This window comes from Solibacillus sp. FSL K6-1523 (assembly GCF_038005225.1).
Classification (GTDB): Bacteria; Bacillota; Bacilli; order Bacillales_A; family Planococcaceae; genus Solibacillus.
The window spans coordinates 3,336,720-3,348,704 of record NZ_JBBOSU010000001.1; the positions used below are offsets into that span (position 1 = coordinate 3,336,720).

At 37.9% G+C, this 11,985-nt stretch carries 12 protein-coding genes; all 12 read right to left on the reverse strand.

Annotation, left to right across the window (positions count from 1 at the left end; genetic code table 11):
* Positions 1–72: 72 nt before the first annotated feature.
* Complete coding sequence (locus MHI10_RS16065; RefSeq protein WP_340787206.1) at positions 73–993, reverse strand: diacylglycerol/lipid kinase family protein; 921 nt, start codon at positions 991–993, stop codon at positions 73–75.
* Positions 994–995: 2 nt separating this feature from the next.
* Complete coding sequence (locus tag MHI10_RS16070) at positions 996–1,985, reverse strand: NERD domain-containing protein (RefSeq protein WP_340787208.1); 990 nt, start codon at positions 1,983–1,985, stop codon at positions 996–998.
* 113 nt (positions 1,986–2,098) lie between these two features.
* On the reverse strand, positions 2,099–2,950 hold the full coding sequence (dat, locus tag MHI10_RS16075; RefSeq protein ID WP_340787211.1) for a D-amino-acid transaminase: 852 nt from the start codon (positions 2,948–2,950) through the stop codon (positions 2,099–2,101).
* Between the two features lie 19 nt (positions 2,951–2,969).
* The gene (pepV, locus tag MHI10_RS16080; protein ID WP_340787213.1) at positions 2,970–4,364 is read right to left on the reverse strand and encodes a dipeptidase PepV; all 1,395 of its coding nucleotides are present in this window, start codon (positions 4,362–4,364) and stop codon (positions 2,970–2,972) included.
* 166 nt (positions 4,365–4,530) lie between these two features.
* Positions 4,531–5,229, reverse strand: coding sequence for a glucosamine-6-phosphate deaminase (locus MHI10_RS16085; protein WP_340787216.1), 699 nt, complete (start codon positions 5,227–5,229; stop codon positions 4,531–4,533).
* Between the two features lie 73 nt (positions 5,230–5,302).
* Positions 5,303–6,385, reverse strand: a complete 1,083-nt coding sequence (locus tag MHI10_RS16090; protein WP_340787218.1) for a DUF871 domain-containing protein — start codon at positions 6,383–6,385, stop codon at positions 5,303–5,305.
* A 17-nt stretch (positions 6,386–6,402) separates the two neighbouring features.
* Positions 6,403–7,671, reverse strand: a complete 1,269-nt coding sequence (locus MHI10_RS16095; protein ID WP_340787219.1) for a PTS sugar transporter subunit IIC — start codon at positions 7,669–7,671, stop codon at positions 6,403–6,405.
* 220 nt (positions 7,672–7,891) lie between these two features.
* Positions 7,892–8,203 (reverse strand): PTS lactose/cellobiose transporter subunit IIA, encoded by a 312-nt coding sequence (locus MHI10_RS16100; RefSeq protein WP_340787221.1) that lies wholly within the window; start codon positions 8,201–8,203, stop codon positions 7,892–7,894.
* A gap of 12 nt (positions 8,204–8,215) precedes the next feature.
* The gene (locus tag MHI10_RS16105; protein ID WP_340787223.1) at positions 8,216–8,527 is read right to left on the reverse strand and encodes a PTS sugar transporter subunit IIB; all 312 of its coding nucleotides are present in this window, start codon (positions 8,525–8,527) and stop codon (positions 8,216–8,218) included.
* Positions 8,528–8,752: 225 nt separating this feature from the next.
* The gene (locus MHI10_RS16110; protein WP_340787226.1) at positions 8,753–9,928 is read right to left on the reverse strand and encodes a GNAT family N-acetyltransferase; all 1,176 of its coding nucleotides are present in this window, start codon (positions 9,926–9,928) and stop codon (positions 8,753–8,755) included.
* Between the two features lie 33 nt (positions 9,929–9,961).
* Entirely contained in the window at positions 9,962–11,671 is a 1,710-nt protein-coding gene (ptsP, locus tag MHI10_RS16115; protein WP_340787227.1) for a phosphoenolpyruvate--protein phosphotransferase, read from the reverse strand.
* Complete coding sequence (locus MHI10_RS16120) at positions 11,665–11,934, reverse strand: HPr family phosphocarrier protein (protein ID WP_445683191.1); 270 nt, start codon at positions 11,932–11,934, stop codon at positions 11,665–11,667. The genes ptsP and MHI10_RS16120 overlap by 7 nt, the downstream gene beginning before the upstream one ends.
* Positions 11,935–11,985: the final 51 nt, after the last annotated feature.

An 11,985-nucleotide genomic window follows, 5' to 3' on the forward strand; every position in this document is an offset into this window, starting at 1 on the left:
AATCCTCATTTCTATGTTGTACATTGTCCATATTATAGCGTAAATTGAACCATTTCGCTTTATTATTTACTTTTATTTTGCTAACTTCCATGCTTTTTCTTTTACGACAAACTCAATCGTATTATGTCCGTGCGATAAAATTTGGGTTTCTCCGTCTGCATGTCCTAAAATTGCCGCATCGTATTTTAAAGTGATGGCATTGCTACTAAATTGGTAAACTTCCTTTAATTTCGTATGCCTTGCAAAGTAAACCGTCATGAAAACAAACAATAACTTCCACTTTGACAACTCTGATACAACTGTTACCTCAAGTATGCCATCAGTCGTATCAGATGTTGGGGATAAATTCATTCCCCCACCGAAAAACTTTTGATTGCTTACAGTTACAAACCAAACATCCTTAAACCTTTTTTCATGCCCGTTATGTAGCACCTTTAATTGGAAAGGCTTAAATGTAAATAAAGCATAAATAACAAAAAATGCGTAGCTTATCTTCCCTAGCTTTATCCGATTTAATAGTTTTTTCAGTTGGGATTCATTCGTTAGTTTGCCTACTAGTGCATCAAAACCAATGCCAAAATTATTGACAAAAATTTTCGTTTGCTCGTTAAAATGTGCTACACCGTAATCATGGACCGTCATATCTCGTGTTTCAATAAATCGCTCAATTTGCCCAGGCGTTTCAAATACGGCATAACCTCGTGCAAAGTCATTTCCAGAACCAGCTGCAATGACACCAATAATAATGTGTTCGTACATCCCCGCTCCATTTACTAATTCATGGATTGTTCCATCTCCACCAACAGCAATCAAGCATACGTTCTCTTGGTCCATTGTCGCTTGTGCAATTTCTTTCGCAATCTCACTTGTATGTCCAGAGTAGCGTGTCCAATGGATTTCATATGGTATTGTTAATTGTTGCTCAAACCGCTGCCAAACTTCTTTTCCTTGTCCCCCGCCCGCAAATGCATTCACAATAAAGTGTAGTTGCAAATTTACTCCGCTTCCTTATCCGTGTTCCAAATATCTCGGTTGAAAGATGTCGTTTGGACCGTCTGTAAAATAGTTTGAGCTGCACGAATTTGCATATGCTTCATTGGGGACACTGATTTTTGTAAACTTTGCATCCAGTCAGGGAAGTTTCGTTTATCAACAAGGTGAATACCATACATTTTACCTGGATAATCAATATAACCATTTCGCGTTAATAATACTTTTCTAATTGGGAAATCAATACCGTTTTCCACAAACAATTGCTCGACTACTTTTTCCATGCGATTTAATTGAATAAGCGGACTTAGCACTTTTTTATCCACTTTCCCCACCTTTTTATCCCAAAATCGTTCACTTGTTCCGATATATACAGCTTGATCCTCTTGTTCTAACAATGTCACACATATGCATTCCGTTGGTGTCATAATCATAATATCTAATTCAATCGGTGCTTTTTTGACGCGTAAAATCGGAAAGTAAAACATTAAATACGTGTCTGGCAATGTTTGTAGCATCGCACGCAACAATGTATCACGCATATATTTTGGATCTACATAAGATTTTTCACGTAACGTCGAACTTGCCCACTTCATTTGAAAGTGGAAAAATTGGTCGATAAACATTTTCTTTAACTCTTCTATTGTATTCGGTGCATAGACAATATTCGGTTCAAACAGTAATGTCGTACTTTCCTCGGGAATCGCATCCCCGTCCACTAGTAATTCGTCGGCAACATCTACCTCTTCACTATTTCCTTCGTCCTCTTTTGCCTTATTAAATGAAAAAATCTTTTGAAAAATAGAAGCCTTTTTTGGTTCTTCTACTTCATCTACCAAGTCTTGTTCCCAACGCTCAATTACTTCACCTGATTGCCATTGGTATTTGACGCGATCCCATTGGCTTTGCTTTAAGCGAATAAATTGAGTAGGATAACGTGTCAAGTCCGTTTCATAGCGCGAAATATAATCTTGAATTTTTACTAACTGAGCCATAATACTCTACTCCCTACTTATATCTAGTTGTCATTATTTCATATCTTACAGGTTATTGACCAAAAAAAATAGAGAATTGCTAGTTTGCAACTCTCTATTTGCTAAATTCATTATTATGAACGAATACCTGTTGGGATTTTCGTATCAAATTGCGCTTGTAGTTTACGTGTCCAGTCACCTGGTTTCCCAGTACCAATCACTGTACCATCCACTTCGATCATTGGTGTTACTTCTGAAGTTGTTGACGAAACAATGACTTCATCCATTGCAAGAAGCTGAGTTTTCGTCATTGCTTCTTCCTTTACCGTTAAGCCAATTTCAGCCGCACATTTAATAATGACTTGGCGTGTAATCCCGTTCAAGATGAAATTATTTGCTGGGTGTGTGTATAATACGCCATCTTTAATTCCATAAATATTAGAAGAAGAACCTTCTGTTACCGTTTCTCCACGATGTAAAATCGCTTCATAGCAACCTTTTTCAGTTGCTTCTTGTTTTGCAAGTACCGCGCCAAGTAAATTTAATGACTTTATATCGCAACGTAACCAACGAATATCTTCCACAAATGTTGCTTTCACACCGTTTTCAAAGTTCGCAACTGGACGTGGGTTTTCCTTTGCATTCCCTGTTAATACTGGCTTCACTTCATCACCAGGGAAAATATGATTACGAGGGCCTGCACCACGCGTAATTTGGAAATATACATGTCCTGTTTCAATATTATTTTTCTCAACTAACTCGTGGATTAATTGATGTAATTTGTCTTTTGTATACGGTATTGTCATGCGGATTTTTTCAGCACTCACATAAAAACGATCGATATGCTCTTCCGCTGTAAATAATTCACCATTGTATACTTTTACTACTTCGTAAACCCCATCACCAAATTGATAACCGCGGTCTTCCTTATCAACTACTACTTCTTCATCTTTTACGATTTGATCATTCCATAAGCTATAACCCATTTTTATCATCCTCTATTTATTATTTACTTGCTAATCTTACAATGGCTTCTGCATAAATGGCAGCTGCTTTTACTAAATTTTCAATGACAACAAATTCATCCGCTTGATGCGCCACGTCCGGCTCGCCAGGAAACAGCATTCCAAAGGCGACACCTTTTTTCATAACACGGGCATACGTTCCACCACCAGTTGATAGCGGCTTTGAGAAATCCCCACTATACTTTTGGTACACTTCCAGCAGCGTTTGCACGGACTCATCTTCTTCACTTACATAATGTGGCTTCGAATTCCCTACTACATCCAATGTAAATGGTTGCCCTTGTAGCATTTGTTGTGCAGTTGTCATTTTTTGTTCAAAAGGATAGGAGACAGAATAACGCATACTTACTTCAACAAAACCACCATTTTCATCGTATTTCAAAATACCTGGATTCAATGTAGTAGGTCCCGACATTGCATCTTCAAAGTTTAATTGAAGCATCGAGCCGTAATGATCCTCGTCAAAAAGTTGAACAATAAACTTGATGAAATCGGCATCTTGTCCTTCGACTAAAATAGCTTGTAAAAATTTTGCTAAATAGACTGCAGCATTTCGTCCTTTTTCTGGCTCCATAGCATGTGCAGATTTTCCTTTAATCGTTATTATAGCCTCTTCATTCGACTCAATGTAAGACCCTTCTAAACGATTTTCTGCTATAAATCGCTCAAAATTCGCTTTTGTATCCTTTTGTACCGTTTTTATTGTTACAATTGCTTGCTCTGGCACCATATTAATACGTTTTCCAGCTTCAAATGTTAGGAGTTGCCCGCGTCCTGATTTTTCACCTTTTAAACTAAACACAAGATGTGCAATTCCTTTTTCAGCATTAATTAACGGAAAATCTGCGTCCGGTGCAAATCCAACAGTTGGCATCTCTTCTTGTTCAAAATACCGATCCACACAACGGAAGCCGCTTTCTTCATCCGTCCCAATAATCATACGGACACGTTTCGTTAATTCGATGCCTTCATCTTGAATCATTTTCATCGCAAGCCAAGCCGCCATCGTTGGTCCCTTATCATCAATTGCACCACGGCCAAAAAGCTTTCCACCTTCAACTTGTCCTGAAAAAGGTGGATATGTCCAAGTAGCTGGGTCTCCTGCTGGCACTACATCTACGTGACAAAGGACACCAATTAACTCGTCACCCTCGCCCATTTCGATATGCCCAGCCATATGGTCGACATCTTTTGTCTTCATGCCTTGTTGCTGTCCATTAGCAAGCATAAAATCAAGTGCTGCACGCGGACCAGGTCCAAATGGCATTTCCTTAGATGTATGCTGTTCATCTAATATACTTTCAATTTGAATGAGTTGTTGTAATTCTTTCACGAGTTCTTCTTGTCTTGATTCGGCAATTTTTAGCCAGTCCATCTAAGCACTCCTTCATTTAATTATGTATTGCTAAATGATTTTGAAAATTCATTTTTATATTCCTAACTAATCATACTACTTAGAACTATATGTAGTCCATTTCTGTGTTGTAAGTAACTCCAATAAAAAATGAAGCATCCCTCTTTAGAATGCTTCACTCAAATACCTAGTCTATATGAATATCTGTTAAAACCGTCACATTCGGATGTTTTTGTAAGCTAGTTGCAGGTATTTGTTCTGTTTGCGTCCCACTTCTTAAAGCTTCGAGAGCTACTCGTTTTTTCTCTCCAAGCGCAATCACTAAAATCTTTTTAGCACGTAAAATCGAGTGAATTCCCATCGTAATCGCGTAGCTCGGTACTTCATCAATCGAATTAAAAAAGCGTGCATTTGCCTCACGTGTTGATTGTTGGAGCTGGACAATATGCGTTTCACTCGTAAAAGCCGTGCCGGGTTCGTTAAAGCCTATATGACCATTTTCACCTAAACCTAACAGCTGGAAATCTTGCCCTTTTTCCTTTAATAACTCCTCATAACGCTGTGCCTCTGCCTGACTATTTTGCGATTGCCCATCTGGTAAAAAAGATTGTTTAAACGGTTTACTCTGAAATAATTGTTCTTTCATATAGCTATGATAGCTTTCAGGATGCTCTTTTGCTAAACCAACATATTCATCTAAATTAAAACTTGTACATTGCGTAAAATCTAAATCGCTTTTACAAATTTCTTCATACAAAGGTAACATTGTGCCGCCAGTCGCTAATCCAAACACTTTAGCACCATCTTTTAGTTGATCTGCAATAATTTCTAATGCACGTGTATAAAGCTGACCATGATCCTCGATAACTTCTATCTGATTCACCATTTCCTTGCCCCCTTTATCATTATTCAAACAAAAGGATCGGGCAAAATAGATTGCCCCACCCTTTCTTATGCGGTTATTTAACGAAACTAAACGATTGCCACGGCTTAATATGTTGAACTAAAAATTTCTCTTCCTCTACAATTGTTCCAACAATGTTTGTTGTCCCTTCATTTGGCATCTCCTTGAGGACAATTTGCAGCTCCCCTTTATACCGAATATCTTCATTATTATCGATTGTCACATCGCCGAAACCTAGTCGTTCCACTGTATGCGCTGGAAAGTCTTCCTGATTAAACTTCACGCGTGATTGTGTACTACGAATCATGTATTCTGACACATCTCCACGATTAAAATGGGGTTCATCAAATACGATTGTTTTCTCGATATTAGTGATTGCTGCTACAGGCCTTACTTGCAGCTCTAGTTTTTGACGATTTAATTTGCCCAGTGCCTGCAGCTCCTGCTCTGAGGCAAACATATTGCCAATTATTAAATCATCGATTAAGCCGGTATTCCACAAATCCTTTGCCTGTACAGTAATCGGTAAATTGCGGTGTTCCTCTAATGTTGGTAGCCCGTGCAACGTCTCTTCCCACGGTCCAAATTTTCCATTTTGCGAACTAATCATCGCAGCTGTACGAATATGTTGCGCTTTAAATAGTTGCGATGTTGCTAAAAAGTGCGGACGAGAAAGGGCTGTATATTTTCTTGGATAAAAATTATGACAGCCTAATAAATTATCTCGATTTGCTTCATAGGACAATATCGTTTCAACATATTTCGTACCATTACTTATATTTAATTCTACTTTTATATTGCTTTTATCAAGAGACATAAATGCCTCCTCTTGCCCACTAAAGCCCATATCTAGACGTAATGCCGACACATGAAATTGTTCTTTAAAATAACTAATATCGCGGTACGTTTTTCCTAACTCTTGAAACACAGATGGCGCAATATCTGCGGAAATATCAAAGCCTAAACTTTTTGCAAATGCATTGACTTGCTGTAGCTTTTTTAGTTCTTGTTCATTTGATAATGACATTAAGCAAGTAAAAATTCGATCAAAGCCGTTACTGTGTGCAAGCTGAATATAAGCTTGTAGTTCTTCTACTGTGCTATGCTGCGGATAAACAGCGATTCCAAGCCTTCTCATTGCAATACCTCCATACACTAGTTCACTTTTTGCTCATTATTTTTCGCAACACGATTCGCCATTGCGATAAATGGTAAATAAATTAATACCGAAATGATAAGAAGTAATAAACTTAATACCGCACCACTCCAATGTTGTGTTACTAAAAAGCCGTTTATAACAGGAGGAATTGTCCAAGGCGCGACAACTGTTGCAACAGGTACAAATCCCATTTTCGTAGCGAAATATGCAATCGATACATTGACCATTGGCGTTAAAATAAACGGAATGAATAAAATTGGATTTAATACAATTGGAAGTCCGAATAGTAGCGGTTCATTAATGTTAAATAAACCTGGTCCTGCTGAAAGTTTTCCGACGGTACTGTATTGTTTGTTTTTTCTAGCAAATATGAATATTGCGATAATTAATGCGATCGTTGTTCCTGAACCACCCATATTAACAAATGCATCAAAGAATGGTTTGTTGATAATATAAGGTGCTGTTTTTCCAGCTTCAATTGCGGCCATATTTGCAGCAATTGCGTCTGCATTAATTGTTTGCATGAACGGATCAATAATATTTGCACCGTGTACACCTAATGTCCATAAAAATGCTGGAATAAATGCGATAATGAGCCCCGCTGTCCAAGTGTTTGTTAAGCCCATGAACGGCTCTTGTACTGCCGAATAAAACGAACCAATAATATCAGGTATTTCCAATCCAACTGAAATTACCGTTCGAACAAGAGCAAAAATACTAATCGTAATAATTACCGGAAATAATGCCGCAAATGATTTGGATACTGCTGGTGGTACGCCATCTGGCATTTTAATAATTAGTTTACTATTTCCAGATAATCGACAAAATATTTCAGAAGAAAGTAATGAAACAATAATGGCAATAAATATTCCACCTGTACCTGTTGTTAATCCCGTTAATCCACCATCACCGAATGTACCAAATGTCATATATGCTGCGAGTCCCATCACTCCTGCAGATAGACCATCTTTATTATACCCTTTTGCTAAATTATAGGCGATTGTAAATGCAAGTAAAATAGAAATCATCGCAAAGGTAGCATTCCAAATGTTTCCGCCCCACTGTGTCCAATTTCCTTCACCGAAAATGGAGTTCATCAGGTTTTGATAAAAGTCGATTGGTAAATTATTAACTAATACTGCAAGTGATCCCGCAATTGTCAGTGGCATAATCGCGATAAAGCCATCACGAATTGCAATTAAATGACGCTGGTTCCCAATTCTTGCTGCTACAGGTACAAATTTTTCTTCTAAAAATTTGAACATAACAACTATCCCCTTTGTTTTTATAAGATGCATCTAAAATTAGATGGTAATTCCATCAATTACGTCTCGGCGTAATTGCGTCCAGATTTTTTTCGAGGGCCCACAGGACGTGGGTCAGTCAGCCGTTGTCACACGATGTGACGTTTTTAGGCTGACTTCCTTCTCCTTTTAAAATCTGTGACATCCGCCGGAGGCTTTAACTTGCTTCTGCTGAAGCAAGTTAAATACGTTCATAAAGGTCAATCATTTCAATTGCCAAATCTCTAAATGTAATGGCATTCATCAAATGATCTTGTGCATGAATTAACAGCATCGTCAGTTCTACTTTTTCCCCATTTGCCTCTTTTGTCAGCAGCCCTGTTTGCGAATGATGCGCTTCAATTAGTGCTTTATTCGCTAGTTCCATTTTTGCCTTTGCCTCGCTATGCTTTCCTGTTTTAGCAAGTTGCAACGCTTCCATACATTCACTTTTCGTATTCCCACTATGAATGATTAATCCCATCACTGCTTGTAACATTTCATTTTGCTCCATTGTCAAAACCCCTTATCCGATAAGCTGTAATGCGTGATCTAATACTTTATCACCGTTCATCATGCCATAATCAACCATTGCAATTGTATCAATCGGAATATTGTAATCTTTATACTTCGTTTCAAACGTAGATTTTAAATAACGGACTTGTGGACCTAGCAACAAAACATGGACTTCTTCACTCGCTAACACCTTGTCCACCTCATTTTCGGCAACTGCGAAAATATGTGCTTCTACATTTTTCTCCTGTGCGACCTTTTGCATTTTTGAAACAAGTAAACTAGTGCTCATACCCGCTACACAAACTAACATAATATTTTTCATTTTACACACCCCTATTCGAATTATTGTCCTCTGATTGCACCTCTTGAAATCGCTTTCTTAAAGTGAGAATAGCATCTGTCGGTCTATACCACAATATGTTTTTTACATAATATTCTTTATTTTCCACCAATTAGATCGCGCGGTCTATAACGGAATCGTGATGATATGAACCTTTCTTAAAAAACTGGTATAGTCCAGTAAAAAAATCAAAAAATTTTAGTACATTCAAAAATATTCGTAAAATGTAGGTGCCTGGGACGGAATCGCTTTTTCCCAAAGCCGAATAACTTCCTCTGTACAAGAAACATTTGTTAAATATACTAAACGTTCCATCGTAATATACCCAACTAATAATGCAGACAAATGATTAATTGTTAGCTCCAATATATGCGCCTTCCGCACATTTTCTTCACTCACTTTCGAAATTTTTCCACATTTATTTATTTCAAAAAGTGCTTCATTCCATTCACAAAACGGATCAGTAATTTGCACATATAAATTTGCTTCAAGCGCTCGCCAATTGTATTGCTGCAAAAATTTCTCTACATCGACAATTCGAACCATGACATCACGCGTCAGTTCACGTTTATATTGAGGTTCTTGGAATAGGAAGCCCATCTGTTCCTCGACAGAAGTAACACCACATATTTTTTCTACACTTGCTGCATGAGCGGTCATAAAACGCCATAAAGCCTTATGTGCACAATAATTTTTTACAATAAAGTCTTGCACTTCAAATGTTAAATTACTGATTATATAGCGAACATAGCCGATTACTTCTTGCTGTTCATAAACAACGGCAAAATGACTTGTTGGTTGGCGTCGTTCAATTCGTTTCCACCACGCTGCATCACGCAACATCGCACCATTTTTCTTCGCGCATATTGCATTATGAAATTGTTGTACATCGTTAAAAAGCTGTTCATCATTTACTGAAAAACTAAAACGTTTGACGACATCTAGCTGTTTGCCAAAGTCCGGAAATGCGGTGCGTGGAACTGTATAGTGCACTTTATCAACAAAAAGTTCCCAGCCAAAATAACGATAGAAAGAAACTGAAAATGGTGCTAACACTGAAACTAGTTGCCCTTGCCTGCGCATACTTTCTAATGCTTTTATCATTAATTGTTTCATTACGCCTTTATTCCGATGCTCCGGATACGTTGCAACAAAGCCAATTCCCCCCATCGGTATATTTACACCGTGGACAGTCATATTTAACGGCAGCACTAATAATTGACCGATTATTTCGTTTTGTTCATATGCACCGAGCGTTGTACTATTTGCTACCCAATAGTGAAAATCCGCTTTTTTGTCGCCCTCATAAACACTTGGAAAACTATAATCACGTAAACGATAAATTTGTTCATAATCAGAAGGTGGTACTTTTTTGATTTCCAAAACATTTCATCACCTTTCTTTCATATCAATTCGTTATTTTAATATATTTTTAACTACCCGCTCGACTTGCTGTGCAGTGGACAATTGTAGTAAATTTTGGATATGCGGAACGAGCTGCTCTTTACTTAAAGTTACAAGCTGACTACGGACACTTAAAATCGATGACGCGCTCATTGAAAATTCGTCTAAACCTAGTGCGAGTAATATTGGCACTGCAATGGAATCTCCTGCCATCTCACCGCACATCCCTACCCACTTCCCTTCTGCATGCCCCGCATCAATAATCATTTTTACTAAACGTAAAATGGCAGGATGATAAGGCTGATATAAGTACGATACATTTTCATTCATGCGATCAACAGCCAATGTGTATTGAATTAAATCATTTGTACCAATAGATAAAAAATCGGCTTCTTTTGCAAATAAATCCGCAATCATTGCCGCTGATGGAATTTCAATCATTAAACCAATTTCAATTTCTTCTGACACAGGAATATTCTCCCCTAGCAGCTTCTCTTTTTCCTCTTCTAAAATCACCTTGGCCATACGAAACTCTTCCAATGTAGCTATCATCGGAAACATAATTTTTAAATTGCCATAAACACTTGCACGTAGCAATGCTCGTAATTGAATACGGAATAGTTCTTGACGATCCAAACAAAGACGAATGGCACGATAGCCTAAAAAAGGATTCATCTCTTCTGGTAATTTTAAATAGGGTAAGTTTTTATCCCCACCAATATCAAGTGTACGAACAACGACCGGCTTGCCATTTAGTGCTTCAAGAACTTCTTTATACGATGTAAATTGCTCATCCTCACTTGGTAAATCTAGTCGGTCCATATATAGGAATTCTGTTCTAAAAAGACCTATCCCCTCACCACCAACAGCTAAGACTGATGCGACATCTTGCGGCTTCCCAATATTTCCTGCAAGCTCGACAACATGCCCATCTTTTGAAACACTTTTTAATTGACTATATTTTTCTAACTGTTGCTTAGATTGCTTGAGTTCATCTTCTAACTGTTTATATTGTGCAATATACTCATTCGTTGGATTAATAAAAATCTCACCCGTGGAACCATCCATAATTAACCCTTCACCATGCTGTATATCCAATGTCGCACTTTTCGCTCCAACAATCGCTGGGATGTCCATTGCTCTTGCCAAAATCGCTGTATGCGATGTTTTTCCCCCGACATTTGTGATAAATCCCTTTACATAAGTCGAATCCAATTGCGTTGTCATAGAAGGTGTTAAATCATTTGCTACAATAATGACATCTTCGTTAATGCGACTATAATCTGGTAGCTCCACACCTAAAAGTTGGGCCATTACTCGCTTTGAAACATCGCGAATATCCGCGGCACGTTCTTTCATATAATCATTGTCCATGTCTTCAAACATTTGAAGGAAAAATTGCGTCGTTTCATCTAAAGCTTGTTCCGCATTCATACCACTTTTAATCTTTTCTGCCACTCCATTAAATAGTTCGGGATCTTGTAAAACAAGTAGATGTGCCCCAAAAATTGCTCCTTTGTCTTCCCCATATTTTTGCGTAGCAGCCGTTTGAATATGTTCAATTTCAATTTTTGTATGATTGATTGCTTCGTTTAATCGCATAATTTCTGCATCAGTATTTTGAAATGTTTTTTTAGAATAGGACAAATCAGGCTCTACTAAACAATAAGCCTTTGCAATGGCAGCACCGTTTGACACAGGAATCCCTTTTAATGCTAACATTCCTCTCCAATTCCTTTCGTAGCAATCACATCTCCAATCGCCTGTAATGCCTCCGCTTCATCGCTTCCTTGTGCAGAAATAACAACCGTACCACCTGAAGGAACCCCTTGTGCCATAACACCCATAATCGACTTTAAGTTGGCTCCTTTTTCTTTAAAATGTAATGTAATATCCGCCAAAAATGGTGTAGCTGCTGATACAAGCAATGCAGCAGGGCGCGCATGAAGTCCTTCAGGTGCAGTAATTTTAAACGTTTTTTCCATAATCGATTCCCCCATTTATCTAATTTGATTTTGATGTGCATTTTTTGACAT